The following is a 20,191-nucleotide window of genomic DNA, read 5'->3' on the forward strand; positions in this document are numbered from 1 at the left end:
GCTTGCTGGCGAACCCGTCGTTCGCCAGCAAGCCGGCTCCTACGTTTTTACGATGTTATGAAGCTCGATAATTGGATCCTGAATTCAGGGGCCAAGATGATCTGTCGAATCAACTTGCGTCCAACTAACAGACTTCGACGACCGGTCTTAAACTCCGCGCGTTATCGGCCGAATTATATTTCAGGCCGCGACTTCCCTTTCTCCGCTTAACCCCGTACAAAGCGCGGCGCGCGCCTGATCGGCTACGCACTCACGTCGCTGTCATTCCTGGTTATGGACACAATCGTATGATCAAAAGTCTAGGTTTCAGCAGAAAGATCCTGTTGGCCGCTGCATTGATAGTTGTTGTTGCTTTCTCCTGTTTTATTCTGGTGAACGATTATCGCCAGCGCGAAACCTTGAAGAACAATGTCGATGCCGAACTGCAACAACTGGGAAGTCTGACTACACAAAACATTCAGATCTGGCTGGACAGCCGCACGCAGCTGCTCTACTCGATGGCCCAGCAAATTGCCGCTGACGGCCCTGCGTCGGCCAACCTGCAACGGACCATCGGCCTGCCGGTGTACCCGGACAACTTCCAACTCAGTTATTTCGGCGGCAAAGACGGCGTCATGTTCTCGGTGCCTGCCGGTAACCGCACTGCCGACTACGATCCGCGCGCTCGCGGCTGGTACAAGGCCGCCGACGCGGCGCAAGGCATCATCGTCACCGAACCCTACATCGCGGCCTCGTCCGGCAAACTGGTGGTGACCCTGGCAACGCCGGTGCGTCAGCAAGGGCAGATGATCGGAGTGGCGGGGGCGGACATTTCGCTGGACGCCATCAGTAAGACCATCAACTCGCTGAACTTCGGCGGTCATGGCTACGCTTATATCGTCAGTGCCGACGGCAAGATTCTTATTCACCCGGACAGCAAACTGCTGCTCAAGAATGTCAGCGAGGCTTACCCCAACGGTGCGCCGAAGATCGCGCCGGGCGTGGCGGAAATCGAGTCCGGCGGTAAGGCGCAGTTCATCTCGTTCACCAAGGTTGAAGGTCTTTCCTCGGCCAACTGGTACGTGGCGCTGGTGCTTGACCGCGACACGGCTTACTCCATGCTCAGCGAATTCCGCTCGTCGGCCATCACGGCCATGGTCATCGCCGTAGCCATCATTATGTTGCTGCTGGGCCTGCTGATTCGTGTCCTGATGCAGCCGCTGCATCAAATGGGGCGGGCGATGCAGGATATCGCCGACGGTGAGGGTGACCTGACCAAGCGCCTGTCGATCGTGTCGCAAGATGAGTTTGGCGATCTGGCGCAGTCGTTCAACCGTTTCGTCGAGCGTATTCATGGCTCGATCCGCGAAGTGGCGTCTACGGCTGGTCAGCTCGGCGAAGTGGCGGCTCGCGTGGTCGGTGCTTCGAACTCGTCAATGGGCAACTCCGATCAACAGGCCAGCCGCACCAGCAGCGTCGCCGCGGCGATCAATCAATTGGGCGCCGCCGCTCAGGAAATCGCCCAGAACGCCGCTTTGGCCTCGCAGCATTCCAGCGAAGCCACTCAGCTGGCCAGCGAAGGTCAGGGCGTCGTGACCCAGACCATCAAGGCGATGAATCAGCTGTCGGAGAAGATCAGCGAGTCCTGCGTGAACATCGAAACGCTGAACGACAAGACGGCCAACATCGGTCAGATCCTCGAAGTGATCACCGGTATTTCCCAGCAGACCAATCTGCTGGCGCTCAACGCCGCCATTGAAGCGGCACGGGCCGGCGAGGCCGGGCGTGGCTTCGCGGTGGTGGCTGATGAAGTGCGTAATCTGGCACATCGCACTCAGGACTCCGCTCAGCAGGTGCAGGGCATGATCGAAGAATTGCAGGTTGGCGCGCGCGATGCCGTGGCCAACATGACTGAAAGCCAGCGGCAGAGCGAAAGCAGCGTGACCATCGCCAATCAGGCGGGTGAGCGGCTGAACAGCGTGACCCGCCGCATCGGCGAGATCGACGGGATGAACCAGTCAGTGGCGACCGCGACCGAGGAGCAGACGGCGGTGGTCGAGTCGATCAACGTCGACATCACCGAGATCAACACCCTCAACCAGGAAGGCGTCGACAATCTGAAATCGACACTGGACGCCTGTAGCCATCTGGAGCATCAGGCCGCGCGCCTGCAGCATTTGGTGGGGACGTTCCGGATTTAACGAAATCCGCATCCACGATCACCCGATTGGACGTGCGTACACCGGATAACGGTGGGAGCGAATTTATTCGCGAAGCGGTGTTTCAGGCGATGCAGATGTATCGCCTGTACCAACTCCCACTAATAAATTTGCTCCCACAGGTCGTATTGCAACGTGATGTCCGATGTGCACACGCTCAAGGCTGCTCGGGCAATCCCGCAGCCCTGCGCAAACCCAGATGCAACGCCGTACCGAACATCTGTCCGTGATTGCGGCCGTTGAATTCCTGATAACTGGCTTCGGTGCCAGGCAGCGTCGCCAGATGCTCGGCCAGCAGGCGGTTGGCATCGCGGGGCACGGCTGACATTTCCCTTCTTCTTTCCGGCGAACCCCCATCGAACTGCGCAATGGGCGGCTTGCCTTCTCTTTCCCCTTTGACCAGCCGCACGGTCGGGGCAGTGCCTGCCGGAAATGCCTTGAGCGACATGCCATTGTCAAAAGTCGTTGGCTGATACCACAGCGAGGCGCTGGCGGCGATCCAGGTCTGAAACGCGTGGGGTTGCTGGAGCAGCGCATACAGCACAAACAATCCGCCAAAGGAATGCCCCCACAGCGTCTGCCGTCCAAGGTCGACGCTGTAGCGCGCTTGAACCTCGGGTTTGATCCTCGATTCAAGCACCTGCAAAAACGCCTCGGACGTCGCCCCGGTGTAATCCCGTGTGCGCTGCTCGCCGTCGTACGTCCCGTCGATGTCGTAACCGATCATCACCAGCAGCGGCGGGGTGCCTGCGTCCAGTTCGCCAAGCCAGCCTTCGTGCAGCTCGGCCATGACGTTATTGCCGTCCAGCAGGTACATCACCGGATAGCCCGAAGCGGGAGGCGGGTTGCGTGGAATGCCGATGTCCAGCCGGTAATGACGCTGGCCATCCGGGGAGTCGATGTGCAGGCGTTCGAAGCGGTAGTGAGTGGAGCCGGTTTCAGCCAAGGGGTGGGTCTCCTGATTGGCAGCGTGGCCTATAAATGACAAGACGCTGAGCAGCGTAAACGTGAGTGATCTGATCCAGTTCATGGGTGACCTTGATTAGGTGGGTGTCTGTGCTGACGAATGCGATGTCCGCGCAAATAAATTCGTTTCATACAGTTCGCCTTCGTGAGCAAGCTCACTTTCACAGGATTAGAGGTGTTCATACAGTTTGCAAAACGCGCGCGCCTCTGTGGAGCGCGCTTGCCGACGAAGAGGCCGGTTCCGCCAAAAAAAAATTCATACAAGACGAAGCCCTGCTCACGGCGCGGTTCCAACTGCATCCAACTTGTCTATTCCGCATGCCCTCGGTGCCGCTGTTATCAGCAAACATGTTGACAAAAACCTCGAAAAACCCCGCATCAAATCGTCAACGAACTGCCATCCGACGTTCATCGTCGGGTCATCGAAATGCCACACGCTCTCTCTAATGTCACTCGCACCGAACGCTGACCAGGACGGGTCGGGGCAACTGAACATTACCTCCTGGCAGGACGCCAGAGCCCAGACACACGAGACAAGAGAAGCCCATGAACGCAGCTATCCATGTCGACCGCTTGAACAAGACATTTGCTCGCAAGACCGCTCTGGTTGACCTTGCGTTGTCTATACAACCCGGAGAAATGGTAGCGCTGATCGGCGCTTCCGGTTCGGGCAAATCCACTCTGCTGCGCCATCTGGCCGGGCTTGCCTGCTGCGACCGCGGCAATGGCGGCAGCGTGCAGGTGCTGGGCCGTGAAGTGCAGGCCGCAGGTCGCCTCAACGGCAAGGTGCGCCGATTGCGTGCCGACATCGGCTACATCTTCCAGCAATTCAATCTGGTCAATCGCCTGAGCGTATTGGACAACGTCCTGCTCGGTTGCCTGGGGCGCATGCCGCGCTGGCGTGGCAGCCTGGGCCTGTTCAATGCCGAAGAAAAGGCTCGTGCCCTGGCCAATCTCGACCGCGTCGGGCTGGCCGATTTCGCTCAGCAACGGGCCTCGACGCTCTCCGGTGGGCAGCAGCAGCGGGTGGCAATCGCCCGTGCACTGACCCAGCAGGCCGAAGTCATTCTGGCTGACGAACCCATCGCTTCCCTCGACCCCGAATCGGCGCGCAAGGTCATGGAAATCCTCGCTGACATCAATCGTCAGGACGGCAAGACCGTGGTCGTCACCCTGCATCAAGTGGACTACGCCGTGCGCTATTGCCCCCGTGCCGTGGCGCTCAAGAGCGGACGCATTCATTTCGACGGCAACGGCGCGGACCTCAACGGGCAGTTCCTCAATGACCTGTATGGCGCTGACGCTGACGCCAGCCTGATGTTCGCCGATCAGGGCCGCAGCGCCGAGCGCGCGCCGCGATTGGTGCTGGCGCGGGTCTGATTCGCGCAACTTCTGTCAATCCGAAAACCTCAACCCACGTTCCAGGAGCTCTCCATGTTGAACCGTATCGGTCGCGTGTTCGCGTCTGCCGCTGTCGTTGCCGGCTGCCTGATGGGCACCGCGCAAGCGGACGACAACACCCTCAACTTCGGCATCATGTCCACCGAGTCTTCGCAAAACCTGAAAAGCGTCTGGCAGCCCTTTCTCGACGACATGTCGAAAAAGACCGGCCTGAAAGTCAACGCCACCTTCGCCTCTGACTACGCCGGCCTGATCCAGGGCATGCGCTTTAACAAGGTCGATGTGGCCTGGCTCGGCAACAAGGCGGCAATGGAAGCCGTGGACCGCTCCGGCGGCGAAATCTTCGCCCAGACCGCCGCCGCCAACGGCGCGCCGGGTTACTGGAGTGTGATCATCGCGCGCAAGGACAGCCCGATCAATTCGGTCGACGACATGCTCAAGCATGCCAAGGAGCTGACCTTCGGTAACGGCGATCCGAACTCCACCTCCGGCTATCTGGTACCGGGCTACTACGTCTTCGCCAAAAACAACGTCGATGCCGCCACCGCGTTCAAGCGCACGCTTAACTCCAGCCATGAAGTCAACGCTCTGAGCGTCGCCAAGGGCCAACTGGACGTCGCGACCTTCAACACCGAAAGCATGGACCGCCTGGAGGTCACCCAGCCGGAAAGCGCGGCGAAGCTCAAGGTGATCTGGAAGTCGCCGCTCATCCCGGCTGACCCGATGGTCTGGCGCAAGGGCATGGCCGATGAGACCAAGAACAAGATCCGCGATTTCTTCGCCAACTACGGCGATACCGACGAAGAAAAAGCCGTGCTCAAGAACATGCAGATGGGCAAGTTCCTGAAGTCTTCGGATGACCAGTTACTGACGATCCGCCAGCTCGAACTGTTCAAGCAGAAGACCGAAACCACGGCCAGTACCAGCCTCAGCGCTGACGAGAAGGCCAGCCGCCTGAAAGAGATCGACGCAAGCCTGAGCAAGCTGCAGGACCGTATCTCCGAATTGGAAAAACAAAGCACCGCCAAGGCGGGCTGACCGGCTCGGCGCGGTGTCGATCCATCGCGCCTGCTTTACACGTAATCGAAATCGAGACTTCTCATGACCGCTCACGCTGCTTACCTTGAAACCGCTGGCAAGCGCAGTTGGCCGCAATACCTGGGCTGGGGAATTTTCCTCGCCATCATGGCCTGGGCCTGGCACGGCGCCGAGATGAATCCGCTGGCCCTGTACCGCGACTCAGGCAACATGGCGACCTTCGCCGCCGACTTCTTCCCGCCTGATTTCCACGAATGGCGCTCCTACCTCAAGGAAATGATCGTCACCGTGCACATCGCCCTGTGGGGCACGCTGCTGGCGATCGTCTGTTCGGTGCCGCTGGGCGTGCTGTGCGCCGACAACATCACGCCCTGGTGGATTCACCAGCCGCTGCGCCGGGTCATGGATTCCTTCCGTTCCATCAATGAAATGGTCTTCGCGATGCTGTTCGTGGTCGCGGTGGGCCTGGGGCCTTTCGCTGGTGTCCTGGCGTTGTGGATCAGCACCACCGGCGTGCTGGCCAAGCTGTTCGCCGAAGCCGTGGAGGCCATCGATCCCGGTCCTGTGGAGGGCGTGCGCGCCACCGGTGCCAGTGCCTTGCAGGAAGTGATTTTCGGGGTAATTCCGCAAGTCATGCCGCTGTGGATTTCCTACGCCTTGTACCGCTTCGAATCCAACGTGCGCTCGGCCACGGTGGTGGGGATGGTCGGTGCCGGCGGGATCGGCGTGATCCTCTGGGAAAACATCCGCGCCTTCCAGTTCGTTCAGACCTGCGCCGTGTTGCTGGTGATCATTGTGGTGGTCAGCGTCATCGATATTTTCTCTCAGCGCCTGCGCAAGCAGTTCATCTAACGATCACGACAGGAGAGGGTGCGAACCCTTTTTTTAGCCATGCAGTTGTCTAGACAAGCCGAATCTCTGCATCGAGAACCCATGTATCGCGAACTGGCCGATACCTTGCGCAGCGAACTGAACAGCTACACCGCGGGCGAATTCCTGCCGGCCGAAACCCAGCTGGCAGCACGCTTCGAGGTCAACCGCCACACGGTGCGCCGGGCCATCGATGAACTGGTGCGCGAAGGAAGCCTGTTGCGCCGCCAAGGCAAGGGCACGCAGGTGCTGGGCCGTCCGCTGGTGTACCCGATGGCCGCCGAGAGTGCCTACAGCCAGTCGTTGTCGGCCTTGGGCCACGGAGTCGAAGCACTTCTGTTGCAGCGCCGTCAGTGCATCGCCACCCGCGAAGAGGCCCAGCACCTGGGCCTTGACGAACATGCGCCATTGGTCGAGCTGCAAACCTTGCGCCGTCTCGACGGCCAACCCGTGAGCCTGATTCGTCACCGCTATTGCGCCAGTCGCACCGCCCTCGTGGCCGATTACAAAAGCGGTTCGGTGCGCCAGTTCCTGGCCGCCCACGACCTGCCGTTGACCCGCACTTTCAGCCTGATCGGCGCACGTTTGCCCAGTCGCGAGGAAGCCAGCGTCTTGCTCATGCCGCGCCACCTGCCAGCGCTGACGGTGCTCACACTTTCCCGCGATGCAGACGGACAGCCGGTGGAGATTGCTTACTCCACCAGCCGCTCCGACCGCTTCCAGTATCAGATCGTCACCTGATGGAGATGCCCTCGATGACTGCCCCACCTGCTTTCACCTCAACCCCTTCTTCACAACAGCAGGCTGCCCGCCAGCACTGGATCGGCGTGCTGTCGCGCACCCGCCGCGCTGAACTGCTGGCCCACGAGCCAGCGTTGCGCGACGCCGAATACCAGCTGATCCGCGCCCCGGAAATTGGCATGACCCTGGTCCGTGGCCGCATGGGCGGTAGCGGCGCGCCCTTCAATGTCGGCGAGATGAGCGTGACCCGTTGCGTCGTGCGTCTGGCCGACGGACGCACCGGTTACAGCTATCTGGCCGGTCGCGACAAGGCTCACGCCGAGCTGGCCGCGCTGGCCGATGCCCATTTGCAAGGCACGCAACAGGCTCACTGGCTCCGTGAACTGATCGAACCGCTGGCTCAGGCCCAAGCCGTACGCCGGTCTCAACAACAAGCCGAAACCGCAGCGACCAAGGTGGACTTTTTTACCTTGGTCAGAGGAGAAAACTGATGAGTACGACTCCCGTGAGCGAGACTTTTATGGGCGCGGCCGTTAGGAGTGCAACTGACATGCCCTCGACGCTTTTGCAGCCTGCTTTCGCCGATCCGGTGTTGGACGCCCAGCGCAGTTTCCGTGCCGCACTCAAGGCCCTGGCCGGGCCCGGTGTCGCCCAGAGTCTGTTGTCGGCGCAAACCCCGCCGCACTTGGAAGGTCTGGCGTCGGCCAGTCACGCGTTGTGCCTTGCGTTGCTGGATATCGACACGCCGCTGTGGCTGGCGCCGACATTCGACACCCAGGCGATTCGCGCCAACCTGACCTTCCACTGTGGCTGCCCGATCGTCAACGACCGGCAGAACGCGCGCTTCGCCTTGCTCGACGACAGCCAGCTGCACGATCTCAGCGGTTTCGATCTGGGCAACGACCGCTACCCCGATCAGTCCTGCACGCTGCTGGTTCAATTACCGAGTCTGCAAGGCGGTCGCCAGCTGGCCTGGCAGGGGCCTGGCATCGAAAGCAAGAACCACGTCAGCCTGCCTCTGCAGGAAGCGTTCTGGGAAGAGCGCGAGTCGCGCAATGATTTTCCTCGCGGCATCGACGTGTTCTTCCTCGCTGGCAGCGAACTGATGGGCCTGCCACGCAGCACCCAAGTGCTGTTCAAGCCATTGCTGCCTAAGAGGGATGCCTGATGTACGTTGCCGTCAAAGGTGGCGAACAGGCCATCGACAACGCTCACAAGCTCCTGGCGAAAAAACGTCGGGGCGACACCTCGGTCGCCGAACTGGGCGTCGAGCAGATTCGCCAGCAATTGCCATTGGCGGTGGCGCGGGTGATGACAGAAGGCTCGCTGTATGACGCCGAACTTGCGGCGCTGGCGATCAAGCAGGCGGCCGGCGATCTGGTCGAAGCGATCTTCCTGCTGCGCGCCTACCGCACCACGCTCCCGCGCTTCAGCGCCAGCCTGCCGATCGACACTTCGGCGATGCAGATCAGCCGCCGACTGTCGGCGACCTTCAAGGACGTGCCGGGCGGACAGCTGCTTGGGCCGACTTTCGATTACACCCACCGTTTGCTGGATTTCACGCTGCTGGCCGAGGGCGAGTATCCAGGTCCGCAATCCCAGTCGGACGCCAGGGTCGAGGCTTGTCCACGGGTCTCTGGCTTGCTGGCCAAGGAAGGGCTGATCAAGGAAGAAGCCGACACCGGCGCGCCGGTCGCCGACATCACCCGCGAGCCTTTGGAGTACCCGGCCAGCCGCGCCGAGCGTCTGCAGTCCCTGGCCCGTGGCGACGAGGGTTTTCTGTTGGCGCTGGGCTATTCGACCCAACGCGGTTATGGGCGCAATCACCCATTCGCCGGGGAGATTCGGGTCGGCGAGGTCGAGGTGTGGATCGAGCCGGAAGAACTGGGTTTCCCCATCGCCATCGGCGCCATTGAGGTCACCGAGTGCGAGATGGTCAATCAGTTCGTCGGATCCGCCACCGAGCTGCCGCAGTTCACTCGCGGTTATGGCCTGGTGTTTGGTCATGCGGAACGCAAGGCCATGGGCATGGCACTGGTGGACCGCTCGCTGCGTGCCGCTGAGTACGCCGAAGAAATCGTCTCGCCGGCGCAGCAGGAAGAGTTCGTCCTCGCCCACTGCGACAACGTCGAAGCCGCAGGTTTCGTCTCGCACCTGAAACTGCCGCATTACGTCGACTTCCAGGCCGAACTGGAACTGATCCGCAAACTGCGCAAGCCCTCCAAGGAGCAGGCCCAATGAATGCCGCTACGCAGCCTCGCCCGGGCAGGGATGAGGCGTACAACTTCGCCTATCTGGACGAACAGACCAAACGCATGATCCGTCGCGGCTTGCTCAAGGCCGTGGCGATTCCCGGTTATCAGGTGCCATTTGGCGGCCGTGAAATGCCGCTGCCCTATGGCTGGGGCACCGGCGGCATGCAGCTAACCGCCGCGATTCTCGGTGCCGAAGACGTGCTCAAGGTCATCGACCAGGGCGCCGACGACACCACCAACGCTGTCTCGATCCGGCGCTTTTTCGCCCGCACCGCAGGCGTCGAAACCACCGAGCGTACCCCTGAGGCGACGATCATCCAGACCCGTCACCGGATCCCGGAAACGTCGCTGCATGCCGATCAGATCATGGTCTATCAGGTGCCGATTCCCGAGCCGTTGCGTTTCATCGAACCATCGGAAACCGAAACCCGGACCATGCACGCGCTCAACGATTACGGGGTGATGCACGTCAAACTCTACGAGGACATCGCCACCTTCGGCCACATCGCCACCGCGTATGCGTACCCGGTAACGGTGAACGAACGCTACGTGATGGACCCCTCGCCAATCCCGAAATTCGACAACCCGAAACTCGATATGAGCCCGGCGCTGATGCTGTTCGGTGCCGGCCGCGAGAAGCGTCTGTATGCGGTGCCGCCCTACACCCGCGTTACCAGCCTGGACTTCGAGGATCACCCGTTCGAAGTGCAGAAGTGGGAGCACAACTGCGCCATTTGCGGCAGCCATGATTCGTTTCTCGACGAGCTGATCCTCGACGATCAGGGCACTCAGAGCTTCGTCTGCTCGGACACCGACTACTGCGCGCAACGGGTCAATCAAGGGAGGACCGGGCAATGAACGCTGCTCAGAACGTGCATCAGGAGGTAGTTGCCGATCGCACGCAGCCGCTGCTCAAGGTCAGGGGGCTGAGCAAACTCTATGGCCCGGAGAAAGGCTGTCAGGACGTCAGTTTCGAGCTGTACCCCGGCGAAGTGCTAGGAATCGTCGGCGAATCCGGGTCGGGCAAATCGACGCTGTTGTCGCTGCTCAGCGGCCGTTGCCCGCCGGACAGTGGCGCCATCGACTACCGAACAATGCAAGGTGAGTGGCTCGACCTGTACAGCGCCAGCGAAGCCGAGCGCCGTACCCTGCTGCGCACCGAGTGGGGCTTCGTCGAGCAGAACCCGCGCGACGGTCTGCGCATGGCGGTTTCCGCCGGCGCCAACATTGGCGAGCGGCTGATGGCCCAAGGCGTGCGCAATTACCAGCAACTGCGCGCGGCGGGGTTGGAGTGGCTGAATCAGGTGGAGATCGATCCGGCGCGCATCGATGACTTGCCGCGAACCTTTTCCGGCGGCATGCAACAGCGCCTGCAGATCGCCCGCAATCTGGTGTCCGGCCCGCGTCTGGTGTTCATGGATGAGCCCACCGGTGGCCTCGATGTGTCGGTGCAGGCGCGTCTGTTGGACTTGATGCGCGGTCTGGTACGCGAGCTGGATCTGGCGGTGGTCATCGTGACCCACGACCTGGCCGTGGCCCGTCTGCTCGCCGACCGCCTGATGGTGATGCGCCGTTCCCGCGTGGTGGAGACCGGGCTGACCGATCAGATCCTCGACGATCCACAACATCCCTATTCGCAGCTGCTGGTGTCTTCGGTGCTGCAGCCCTGATCCGATTTTGAGGTGGCTTGATGAACACGCTGATCGAGGTCCAGGACCTCTCGAAAACCTTCACCCTGCATCAGCAGAATGGGGTGGTGCTCAATGTGTTGCGCGGGCTGAGCTTCTCGGTGCGCGGTGGTGAATGTCTGGTACTCCACGGTCATTCCGGGGCGGGCAAGAGCACTCTGCTGCGCACCCTCTACGGCAATTATCTGCCAGCGGGTGGCAGCATTCGTGTGCAGCATCGAGGCGAGTGGCTGGAACTGGTGGGCGCTGAGCCTCGCGATGTGCTGGCGGTGCGTCAGCAGACCCTGGGCTACGTCAGTCAGTTTCTGCGGGTGATCCCCCGCGTCGCGACGCTGGATGTGGTGATGGAGCCGGCACTGAGCCGTGGCTGGAGCCGCGAACGAGCCACCGTTCGCGCCGAGCTGTTGCTCAGTCGCCTGAACATTGCGCAACGACTGTGGCAACTGGCGCCGGGGACCTTCTCTGGTGGCGAGCAGCAGCGCGTCAACATCGCTCGCGGCTTTATGGTGCCGTGGCCGGTGATGCTGCTGGATGAACCCACTGCATCGCTGGACGACGGCAATCGTCAAGTAGTGCTGGAGCTGATCAACGAAGCAAAAGAGGCGGGCGCTGCCGTGATCGGCATCTTCCACGACCATCTCGCCCGCGAGGCGGTGTCCGACCGCTCGCTGGACATGACACCGCTGGAAATGACTGCCGAGGAGTTACTGGAATGCTGAACGAACAGATCCTGACCAACGCCAAGATCGTCACCGCCGAGCAGGTATTCACCGGCACCGTGGTGCTGCGCGACGGGCTGATCAGCGACGTGCAGACCGGCGTCAGCTACCTGCCACACGCGCAGAATTTGAACGGCGATTACCTGCTGCCGGGGCTGGTCGAACTGCACACCGACAACCTGGAAAAACACCTCAGCCCGCGTCCCGGCGTGGACTGGCCGTCGGCTTCCGCGGTGATGAGCCACGATGCGCAGGTCATCGCCGCGGGCATCACTACGGTGTTCGATGCGCTGTCCATCGGCGACGTCAACCCCAAGGGCAAGCGCATGCAGCAACTGCCAGGCATGGTCGAGGCGATTGCCAAGGCCAACGCCGCCGACATGACCCGAGCCGAGCACCGGCTGCACCTGCGCTGCGAGGTCTGCCACCCGGACACGCTGAGCGTGTTTCGTGATCTGGTGGAGCAGCCGCTGGTGCAGCTGGTGTCGACCATGGACCATTCGCCGGGTCAGCGCCAGTTCGCCCTTGAATCCAAGTACCGTGAGTACTACATGGGTAAATATCACCTGAGCAGCGCGCAGATGGACGAATTCATCGTCGAGCAGGTCGCCAACTCGAGGATCTACAGTGACCGCTACCGCAAGGCCATCGTCGATATCTGTCTGGCGCGAGGCCTGTCGGTGGCCAGTCACGACGACGCCACTGTCGAGCACGTCGAGGAATCGGCGGGCTACGGCATGACCATCGCCGAGTTCCCGACCACCCTGGAAGCAGCGCAGGCGTGCCGTCGTCTGGACATGAACGTGTTGATGGGCGCGCCGAACATTGTTCGTGGCGGTTCGCACTCGGGCAACATCGCGGCGGCAACTCTCGCCAAAGAAGGGCTACTGGATATTCTTTCCAGCGATTATTATCCGGCCAGTCTGCTGCAGGCGGCGTTCACGCTAGGCGCTCAGCTTGACGAAGAACACCCGGTGGCAGGGGCAGGACTGGGTGCAGGGTTGGCCAGAGCCGTAACGACAGTGAGTCTGTCGCCAGCGCGTTCGGCGGGGCTGCATGATCGCGGCGAAATCCGTGTCGGTCTGCGCGCCGACCTGATTCACGTCCGCGCCGTGGGCACCTTGCCTGTGATCCAACAGGTCTGGCGACAAGCGAAGAGGGTTTTCTGATGACAGGCAGGTTGATCTATCTCATCGGGCCGTCCGGTTCGGGCAAGGACAGCCTGCTGGATGCCGCGCGCGAACCGATGGCCGCACGCGGCTGCCGGATCGTGCGCCGGGTCATCACCCGTTCGGCGGAAGCCAAGGGCGAGGCGGCGCAGGCCGTCAGTGTCGAGGAGTTCAACCAGATGCAAGCTCAGGGCGCGTTTGCCCTGAGCTGGTTCGCCAACGGCCTGCATTACGGCATTCCGCAAGAGATCGATCAGTGGCTCTCCGAAGGACACGATGTGTTGATCAACGGTTCACGCGGTCATCTGCCGCAGGCTCGGGCGCGCTATCCCGATCTGCTGGTGGTGCTGCTGAGTGTCGATCAGGCGGTCCTTCGCGAGCGTCTGCTTTCTCGAGGTCGAGAGTCGGCTCAAGAGGTCGAGGCTCGGCTGTCGCGCAATGTGCAGTTTGCCGATGATCTGTTGGCCACTGCTCCTGCGACAAACGGGACGCCGATCATCCTGCTGGACAACTCAGGTGCACTGGAGCAGACCGTCGCCCGGTTGCTGCAGCGAATCGACCGAGAGCATGCATGCGCCTAACGTTGTTGGGGACCGGAGATGCGCGGCAAGTGCCGGTTTATGGCTGTCAGTGTCAGGCGTGTCAGGCCGCCCACGCCGATCCGCGTCTGCGCCGAAGGCCATGTTCGGCCCTGGTAGAACTAGATGATCAGCGCTGGTTAATTGACAGCGGCTTGCCGGATCTCACCGAACGTTTCCCGCCGCGCAGCTTCAACGGCATCCTCCAGACCCATTACCACGCCGACCACGCTCAGGGCTTGTTGCATCTGCGTTGGGGGCAAGGGCTGACGATTCCGGTGCATGGCCCGGTGGATTCGGAAGGGTTGTCGGACTTGTACAAGCATCCGGGGATCCTCGATTTCAGCCAGCCGTTTTCGCCTTTCGAGAAGCGCCTGTTTGGTGAATTACAGGTCACCGCGCTGCCGTTGCTGCATTCCAAGCCGACTTTGGGCTACCTGTTGGAAGGTGGCGGGCGGCGGATGGCCTACCTCACCGACACTGTGGGATTGCCCCCGGACACCATGGCCTTTCTGCAACAGCAATCGCTGGATGTGTTGATCCTCGATTGCTCCATGCCCCCGCAACCGCAGACGCCGCGCAATCACAATGATCTGAATCTGGCGTTGCAGATCATCGAGCAATTGCAGCCGCGGCAAGGTGTGCTGACCCATGTCGGGCATACGCTGGATGCGTGGATGATCGAGCATGCCGGGGCATTACCGGGCCATGTGGTGATGGCGCGGGATGGGATGATGGTTTGAGCTGTAATGGCAGACGCTCAATGCGCCGCTGTTGAACAAGCCAATGAAGCCCGGGAAGTTGCACGCGGTGGTGAGTCGGTTGTTGACGTAGCGCAGGCACACCGCTCGTCACCGTAGCGATGTTTTCGGCTTGAGCGTGCAATTCCATGACTACACTTTTCTGACGGGGCCTTTTATCGGGCCTGTGCACCCATCAGTTTTGCCCGTTGCGTCAAGGTAACGCGTGCAATGTGTTCTGAAGATCGTCCGACCTACTTGAGGGCGCAGCTCAGTGATCCTGACTGCGACTCTGCGTGCGCAACTATTGGATAGCCACAAGTTTCAGAGGACTGCCAGGATGGCCTACACACGACGTGAGATTATTAAATTTTTAGAAGCCGACGAACTCATTGAATTAAACGGTAAGGCATACACTTATGTCAGGGCTGATGGCGCGCACATCGTGCTTTTTTTACCTGGAGGGCAAGAAAGCATATCTGTGGCTTATGACAACATTAAAAAGATCCCGCAAGTTGATCTCCGGAAAAGTGAAGAAGCCAGACAGCTAAGTTTGCTCATCAGCGCTGGAGGGGTTGTTGTCGCGGAACCGGATCGAGTCGCAGTGACACCTGATAGTGGGCCATTGTTGATCGAGACGTTCGTCGGAGACTATCTTTTCGGTTGTGTAAAGCGGGTTCGAAACGAGTGGAGTGAAACGTTCGAAGAATGGCGTGTTTGCTTGGATCTTTGCGCTAATAAAAAAAGTCGCACGGCTTATGATTCACTTTCGACCGTGCTGCCACTGCTGAACGCCGCACGTGGCGTGAACGAAGACGTCGATAATGTTGTGGTTGCCGGCATCGAGAATATGTACGCCTTGCAGGGCGTCGACCTTGCCAAACTTCCGTCCGCACAAGATAACGTTAAACCTACCGCCGGGGTCAGACCACAAACGGTCGAACCGTTTGCCGTTCCCTATCTGATTACCACCCAGCCCGACGGCTACCTGCCTGACATGAACGACTTCACGCTGGAACGCGCAGGCAGCATCGACGACGGCTGGTATAGCACGGTGCCGATCAAGGGCGACCGAGCGCTGACTGACGGTGAGACACTGAGCGCGTTTCTGGTCAACCGTCGCGACGGCGAGATTAGCCGGTTCGACTGCGTTGTGCAGGGAGCGAGCGCATTCAAGGTTGACCAATGGCCTGGGGCATTCGCCCAATACCTTGCAAGCCAGGGCGCGGCAATGACCGCCGGGGCGTGGAATGAGGACAATACCTTCTCGACCGCAACAACGCCGTTGCGCCTTTGGTGCCATGCCAAGTACCGCGCATTCACTAACGCGCCTTTCACCGCCAATCTGGTCCAGGTGCTGGCCTGCAATGATCACTTCCAGTTGACCGCCGGACAGACCCTTTGCCTGCAGGTGCGCGACCTGAAGACTCAGGCGCTCTTCGAGCAGCATTTCTTCCAGGTTGCCGAGGAGCAGGCCGGGGCAGGTTGGTCCAGGCCTCTGTGCGAGCAAATCAATCGTGACAGTCACCTGCTGCATGCGGGCGTTCTGGGCGGTGACTGCCATGTGGTGCCTGCCGACAACGGCAACGCTTTCTGGGGGCCGCAATGCGCCGAGCTGAGCGTCACGCTGACGCTGGCGAACTGGTGGGAAAGCCGCAAAGTAGAGGGGTCGCAGGCACTGGACGCAGGAACCACGCTACACGCCTGGGTCTTCGATGGGTTTTCACATCGCTTGCTGGCTCAGCATGAATGGAGCCCGAGTACCGCCCAGCTAGGCAGTGAAAAATGGTTGGCAGCGTGGGCCACCGCATTGAACACTTCAGAAGTGTCGGCTTACCTGCGGGCCGGTGTTTCCAGCCCAACTGAGGATAACCTCAAGGTCACGGCTACCCATGGCCTCGGGCTCTGGCACCGGGGTGATGGGTTACGCATCTTCACCTCCCTGCCAGATGTGGGGAATCGGTCTGCGGGGCTTGCACTTGAGCTACCGCAAGGATCGCGAACTACCGACGATTTGCAGGTTACGGTGCGCCATCCTTTCAGCGGGCAGGTGCTGCATGCAGCGGTATTCGCCCCTGCGGCAGAAGATCAGAGTGAGTTCGATCAACAAGCCTGGCGCGCTGCGCTAATCGAGTTCCTCAAGGATCAGGCCTGGCCCGAGCTGCAAGTGCAGCTGGCAAGCCAGGCGCAGATGCAGGGTGACGAAGACGTTTGGATGCCGCGCTTTTGCGAACTGCAAGTCGATCTCGACCCGGTCGCCGCCGACGTTGAGTCTGCAGCGACGGTTGCATCCGCTTTGCCCACGGTGACGCTCGCCTCGAGCACCGGTTCATTGCGGATAACCGCCGGTATTCATGCCGGTGAGCTGGAGTTTCGTTTGAACCGCGTTGCCTTTGATAAAGGCGTGCGTATCGCCGCTTGTGTGCCCGTGCCTGGTGAAGAGGTGCCTGGTCAGGCGGTGTCTGGCGAGGATGTCGTATGGCCGATTTCAGTGACGGCCGACAAAATCACATGGGGCGCACTGGCCAGCCAATGCACCTATGAGGTTCTCCTGGATTACCCGGAGAACATCTACGGCGAGAAAGAACAAACCGTCGGCCATATCGGTGCTTTTAGCGAAACGCAATTCTGGCAAGTACCCCAGCCGGTCTCATACACCCCATCCAGCGCGTTGACGCCTTACGAGCCGACCAGTCTGCTGTGCGAGGACTACGGTAATACCGAGCGCTCTGAAATCTTTGACACGCTGGGTCAGGGCGAAAGCGGCGTGGACCCACGCACAGGCCTGTTTCACGCGCATTACCCGGTCGCCACGTTGCAAGGCCTGAGCGGACTCGGCCCAATATGTGATCTGACCTTGCATTACTCGGCCTTGCGCGGCAACGAAGCGGGGCTTGGCTATGGCTGGGCCTGGCGCTTTTCCAGCCTGAATGTGCGTGACCGTTGCCTGACGTTGGCCAATGGCATGCGGATCACGTTTACCAGCGAGGAGTGGCAGGCGCTCGGTGAAGAAAAACCGCTGAAGAAAAAACACTGTCTGGTGCAATCCAATAAGGATTACAGCCAGTTCACCCTCGACCTGCCCAGTGGTCGCCGGGAGGTACTGAGCAAACCAGGCGTGGCGGGCAGCGACGAGGAGGAACCCAACGCAAAATTTGTCGATGACATCCTCAAGATGTTCAAAGCCATCAAGCAAAAAAGTAAACCGAACTTTCCTGCGGTTCCCGAGCACTGGACCCAGTGGATTCTTCTGGTTCTATCACCGGATGGCTATTACATCGGAGCCAAGCTGGATTACGACGACGCCCTCAGCGCTTGGGAAAAACACGGCAGTGTCAAGGAACTGGACGAGCGTATCGCCTATTACGAACGACCCTTCGTGCAACTGCTGCCCTCACGCATCGTCTCGCTGTATGGCGAAGCATTGGAACTGGAGTGGAAGCGTCAGAAAGGTCAATTTCTGCTCATGGGCATCAAGAGCGGGGAAGAAGCGCTGTTCAGCGCCGAATACCTTACCCCGGAACCCCTTACCCCGAACACAAGCGATGCACAGGTGAACCTGCAGGTCTGGCCGAGGAGTGATGAACGCTTCGAGGTCAAACTTCAATTGCAGAACTATTTATTGCGCACACTCACGCGCACGCAGGCAAAAACAGAGGAACTAACAAAGAAACAAACAAAGAAAATCATTCAGCAGGTCAATTGTGGCTATGCCGACGATCCGACCCTGGATCGGGTGCTGTGCCGGTTGACGGAGCTCGATGGGTCGGTCGAATGCGTGCAGTACAGCCCAGGTATTCGGGGAAAAGGTAAACCCCTTTGGCCGCAGGCCGTGCTGCATTCATTGATTCCGGGTGATGGGCAAGAAAATCAGCTGAATACCTATCGCTATACCGGTCGTCTGCTGGACACATCCGATCAGTTGTACATCGTTGAAGGCGAGCGCGGGGCGCATGGGGCGCGAGAGCACCATCTGCAGGTGTTCGGCCTGGACGATCAGGCACAGCGTCAGGAGCTGCTGGTGGGCTCCGCGTCGGCCGACAGCCAATGGCTGGAGTTCAAGGCACGGCAATCGGGCAAGGCTCAAGTTATTCGCTACACCGGGTACGGGGATGATCTGATCAAGGCAATTGAACAGCTTAAGATGGGCATCAAAAAAGGAAAAACGGTGCTGCTCCTTGGCCAACAGCGGGTCAAGTATCAACAGGCTATCGTCGAGCTCATCTGGAGCTACGGTCGGCGAGGCCGGACGCGTTTGATCAGTTCTATCGAGTCATTGCTACAGGTCTGTCCGGCGTCGCAGCGTCCGGCACTGGGCAAGGCGGTCGATATGCTGGTCATCGAACAGGACGACGATGACCTGCCGATAAAACTGATCACCCAGGGTCAGCACACCCTTCATAGTACCTACTACCCGGCGGGTGGTGGGGAGAACATCGTCAGTGCCGCTACTTTGAATGGCCTGAGCGGCGTATCCGGTATGCCGCAATTGAGCTGCCCTAAGCTACCTGATTATGCGGTGCGTCCTCTGATGGCCGAGTATCAATGTGACGACTTCGGCAATTCGCTTGGGTTGAAACTCTTTGGCTATCGCTCGGTGCAGCGTGACGGCAGAACGTTCCTTGAGCTTGCGCAACAGATTGTTATTGAAGGGATAGGCGTAGAGGGCAAATTCGACGGGCAGTTTCTCAGCAGCACCGCGTGGGTCAAGACCGCCGATGAGGTGCTATGGCGTCAGCGCATCACTACCGTCTCGCCGGTGGCCGCCAAGACGACGCGTGGCGGTGAGAGCAAAGTCAGCGAGTGGAGCCTCAACGATGAACAGCTGACTCATCTGGGCACCGATACCCTCTCGCTGGAAACCACGCGCATCTGCGAAGACAACCCTAATAAGTCATTCATTGTGGTGCGCACGATTTCAAAAACACAGGCTGGCAGCCAAGCCGTCAGCACCGAGCGATCTTCACGTTACAGCCAGCGTTGTCTGGAGCGAGTCGAACAAGGTATCGAGACGACGTGGGTCTACGACGCCGCCGGGCGTGTGGTCGTTGAAGCGCAGTATCGACTCAAACCAGGCAAAAAGAGGGCCGATGACCAGAAACCGGATGCACGCACCGAGACCCAATATTCCGCGGATGGCAAGCTGGCGACCCAGATCCATGGCAACGGCGATGAAAGCCGTGCTTACCTGGACGGCTTGCAGCGGACATGGCGCAGTGAGTGGCGAAGGAGCGGCTCTCAAAGTTATCTGCCGCTCTACGAGTGTTCCCTGCAAGGGCTGGATGAGTCGCAAGTGGTGGGCAGTTGTGAATGGGATTACTTGCCGGGTGGCCAGACCGTTATCGAAATGGCTCAGGTGCAGATGCAGCACGGGCGTCAGCCTTGGCAGAGCGAGCGGGGGCGACAGGTGTCGATGAAGAAGTGGGAGGGCAAGAGACTTTATCGGCTGTACACAAGGAAGAACCAGGCATTGAAGTTTCTTATCACGGATATGGGGGTGCAAAAAAAGAAACAGCTATGTTTTTTTCGGATGTTTAGTAGCGCTCGAAAGTTTTAAAGGTGGGGCGTTGGATAAGGAGAGCGTCAAAAACATAATTGCGCTAATTGAGTCTGCATATAGTGTCGCAGGCGAGGTGTTTGGCTCTGAATATATTCAGACGGAAAGATTCCTTAAGTTTTTGCAGGCCTTGGTAGGATTAAAGGGCGAACAATACCTCTTGGAGATTTATGATGCTTATAATAAGACGTCTATATACGGATTCTCTATTTCGAACACGATGCCACTTATATTAATTTTGAATTACTGCGGGACGCGCCAGATATAGAAA

At 59.8% G+C, this 20,191-nt stretch carries 16 protein-coding genes and 1 pseudogene; 16 read left to right on the forward strand and 1 reads right to left on the reverse strand.

The window, feature by feature from the left end; translation table 11 throughout:
• Nucleotides 1-287: 287 nt before the first annotated feature.
• Both ACRER8_RS09135 and ACRER8_RS09140 read left to right on the forward strand, forming a co-directional pair.
• Nucleotides 288-1,322 (forward strand): annotated as a pseudogene (locus tag ACRER8_RS09135) (HAMP domain-containing protein); the annotation flags it as partial.
• Nucleotides 1,323-1,415: 93 nt separating this feature from the next.
• Entirely contained in the window at nt 1,416-2,180 is a 765-nt protein-coding gene (locus ACRER8_RS09140) for a methyl-accepting chemotaxis protein (protein WP_431746072.1), read from the forward strand.
• A gap of 175 nt (nt 2,181-2,355) precedes the next feature.
• Here the strand turns inward: ACRER8_RS09140 and ACRER8_RS09145 are convergent, their stop codons facing one another.
• Nucleotides 2,356-3,144, reverse strand: coding sequence for an alpha/beta hydrolase (locus ACRER8_RS09145; protein WP_431746006.1), 789 nt, complete (start codon nt 3,142-3,144; stop codon nt 2,356-2,358).
• A 566-nt stretch (nt 3,145-3,710) separates the two neighbouring features.
• On the opposite strand from ACRER8_RS09145, the gene phnC reads away from it, so the two are divergent.
• From phnC to ACRER8_RS09215, 14 genes are all read left to right on the forward strand, one after another.
• Nucleotides 3,711-4,544 carry a phosphonate ABC transporter ATP-binding protein gene (phnC, locus tag ACRER8_RS09150; RefSeq protein WP_431746007.1) on the forward strand — a complete coding sequence of 278 codons (834 nt, stop codon included), beginning with the start codon at nt 3,711-3,713 and terminating at the stop codon, nt 4,542-4,544.
• 54 nt (nt 4,545-4,598) lie between these two features.
• Nucleotides 4,599-5,603 carry a phosphonate ABC transporter substrate-binding protein gene (gene phnD, locus ACRER8_RS09155; RefSeq protein ID WP_431746008.1) on the forward strand — a complete coding sequence of 335 codons (1,005 nt, stop codon included), beginning with the start codon at nt 4,599-4,601 and terminating at the stop codon, nt 5,601-5,603.
• A 63-nt stretch (nt 5,604-5,666) separates the two neighbouring features.
• Nucleotides 5,667-6,455, forward strand: a complete 789-nt coding sequence (gene phnE, locus ACRER8_RS09160; RefSeq protein WP_431746009.1) for a phosphonate ABC transporter, permease protein PhnE — start codon at nt 5,667-5,669, stop codon at nt 6,453-6,455.
• A 39-nt stretch (nt 6,456-6,494) separates the two neighbouring features.
• On the forward strand, nt 6,495-7,214 hold the full coding sequence (gene phnF / locus ACRER8_RS09165) for a phosphonate metabolism transcriptional regulator PhnF (RefSeq protein WP_431746010.1): 720 nt from the start codon (nt 6,495-6,497) through the stop codon (nt 7,212-7,214).
• A 14-nt stretch (nt 7,215-7,228) separates the two neighbouring features.
• The gene (phnG, locus tag ACRER8_RS09170; RefSeq protein ID WP_431746011.1) at nt 7,229-7,705 is read left to right on the forward strand and encodes a phosphonate C-P lyase system protein PhnG; all 477 of its coding nucleotides are present in this window, start codon (nt 7,229-7,231) and stop codon (nt 7,703-7,705) included.
• 59 nt (nt 7,706-7,764) lie between these two features.
• Nucleotides 7,765-8,382 carry a phosphonate C-P lyase system protein PhnH gene (gene phnH / locus ACRER8_RS09175; RefSeq protein ID WP_431746012.1) on the forward strand — a complete coding sequence of 206 codons (618 nt, stop codon included), beginning with the start codon at nt 7,765-7,767 and terminating at the stop codon, nt 8,380-8,382.
• The gene (locus tag ACRER8_RS09180) at nt 8,382-9,455 is read left to right on the forward strand and encodes a carbon-phosphorus lyase complex subunit PhnI (RefSeq protein ID WP_431746013.1); all 1,074 of its coding nucleotides are present in this window, start codon (nt 8,382-8,384) and stop codon (nt 9,453-9,455) included. The genes phnH and ACRER8_RS09180 overlap by 1 nt, the downstream gene beginning before the upstream one ends.
• Entirely contained in the window at nt 9,452-10,327 is an 876-nt protein-coding gene (locus tag ACRER8_RS09185) for an alpha-D-ribose 1-methylphosphonate 5-phosphate C-P-lyase PhnJ (RefSeq protein WP_431746014.1), read from the forward strand. The genes ACRER8_RS09180 and ACRER8_RS09185 overlap by 4 nt, the downstream gene beginning before the upstream one ends.
• Complete coding sequence (phnK, locus tag ACRER8_RS09190) at nt 10,324-11,139, forward strand: phosphonate C-P lyase system protein PhnK (protein WP_431746015.1); 816 nt, start codon at nt 10,324-10,326, stop codon at nt 11,137-11,139. The genes ACRER8_RS09185 and phnK overlap by 4 nt, the downstream gene beginning before the upstream one ends.
• A gap of 20 nt (nt 11,140-11,159) precedes the next feature.
• Complete coding sequence (gene phnL / locus ACRER8_RS09195; RefSeq protein ID WP_431746016.1) at nt 11,160-11,876, forward strand: phosphonate C-P lyase system protein PhnL; 717 nt, start codon at nt 11,160-11,162, stop codon at nt 11,874-11,876.
• On the forward strand, nt 11,870-13,045 hold the full coding sequence (locus ACRER8_RS09200) for an alpha-D-ribose 1-methylphosphonate 5-triphosphate diphosphatase (RefSeq protein WP_431746017.1): 1,176 nt from the start codon (nt 11,870-11,872) through the stop codon (nt 13,043-13,045). The genes phnL and ACRER8_RS09200 overlap by 7 nt, the downstream gene beginning before the upstream one ends.
• Nucleotides 13,045-13,626: a phosphonate metabolism protein/1,5-bisphosphokinase (PRPP-forming) PhnN gene (gene phnN / locus ACRER8_RS09205; protein ID WP_431746018.1), complete on the forward strand. Its 582-nt coding sequence runs from the start codon at nt 13,045-13,047 to the stop codon at nt 13,624-13,626. Before ACRER8_RS09200 ends, phnN begins: the two co-directional genes overlap by 1 nt.
• Nucleotides 13,617-14,366: a phosphonate metabolism protein PhnP gene (gene phnP / locus ACRER8_RS09210; protein ID WP_431746019.1), complete on the forward strand. Its 750-nt coding sequence runs from the start codon at nt 13,617-13,619 to the stop codon at nt 14,364-14,366. The genes phnN and phnP overlap by 10 nt, the downstream gene beginning before the upstream one ends.
• A 337-nt stretch (nt 14,367-14,703) precedes the next feature.
• Complete coding sequence (locus tag ACRER8_RS09215) at nt 14,704-19,920, forward strand: hypothetical protein (protein WP_431746020.1); 5,217 nt, start codon at nt 14,704-14,706, stop codon at nt 19,918-19,920.
• Nucleotides 19,921-20,191: the final 271 nt, after the last annotated feature.

The organism is Pseudomonas sp. (genome assembly GCF_050739935.1).
Taxonomy (GTDB): domain Bacteria; phylum Pseudomonadota; class Gammaproteobacteria; order Pseudomonadales; family Pseudomonadaceae; genus Aquipseudomonas.

Bases quoted from the DNA above. Each gene is read 5' to 3' on its own strand.
- phnD (WP_431746008.1), top strand. From the start codon at position 4,599: ATGTTGAACCGTATCGGTCGCGTGTTCGCGTCTGCCGCTGTCGTTGCC.
- phnE (WP_431746009.1), top strand. From the start codon at position 5,667: ATGACCGCTCACGCTGCTTACCTTGAAACCGCTGGCAAGCGCAGTTGG.
- phnF (WP_431746010.1), top strand. From the start codon at position 6,495: ATGCAGTTGTCTAGACAAGCCGAATCTCTGCATCGAGAACCCATGTAT.
- phnP (WP_431746019.1), top strand. From the start codon at position 13,617: ATGCGCCTAACGTTGTTGGGGACCGGAGATGCGCGGCAAGTGCCGGTT.
- phnN (WP_431746018.1), top strand. From the start codon at position 13,045: ATGACAGGCAGGTTGATCTATCTCATCGGGCCGTCCGGTTCGGGCAAG.
- ACRER8_RS09200 (WP_431746017.1), top strand. From the start codon at position 11,870: ATGCTGAACGAACAGATCCTGACCAACGCCAAGATCGTCACCGCCGAG.
- phnH (WP_431746012.1), top strand. From the start codon at position 7,765: ATGCCCTCGACGCTTTTGCAGCCTGCTTTCGCCGATCCGGTGTTGGAC.
- ACRER8_RS09140 (WP_431746072.1), top strand. From the start codon at position 1,416: ATGGGCAACTCCGATCAACAGGCCAGCCGCACCAGCAGCGTCGCCGCG.
- ACRER8_RS09215 (WP_431746020.1), top strand. From the start codon at position 14,704: ATGGCCTACACACGACGTGAGATTATTAAATTTTTAGAAGCCGACGAA.
- ACRER8_RS09180 (WP_431746013.1), top strand. From the start codon at position 8,382: ATGTACGTTGCCGTCAAAGGTGGCGAACAGGCCATCGACAACGCTCAC.
- phnG (WP_431746011.1), top strand. From the start codon at position 7,229: ATGACTGCCCCACCTGCTTTCACCTCAACCCCTTCTTCACAACAGCAG.
- phnK (WP_431746015.1), top strand. From the start codon at position 10,324: ATGAACGCTGCTCAGAACGTGCATCAGGAGGTAGTTGCCGATCGCACG.
- ACRER8_RS09185 (WP_431746014.1), top strand. From the start codon at position 9,452: ATGAATGCCGCTACGCAGCCTCGCCCGGGCAGGGATGAGGCGTACAAC.
- phnL (WP_431746016.1), top strand. From the start codon at position 11,160: ATGAACACGCTGATCGAGGTCCAGGACCTCTCGAAAACCTTCACCCTG.
- phnC (WP_431746007.1), top strand. From the start codon at position 3,711: ATGAACGCAGCTATCCATGTCGACCGCTTGAACAAGACATTTGCTCGC.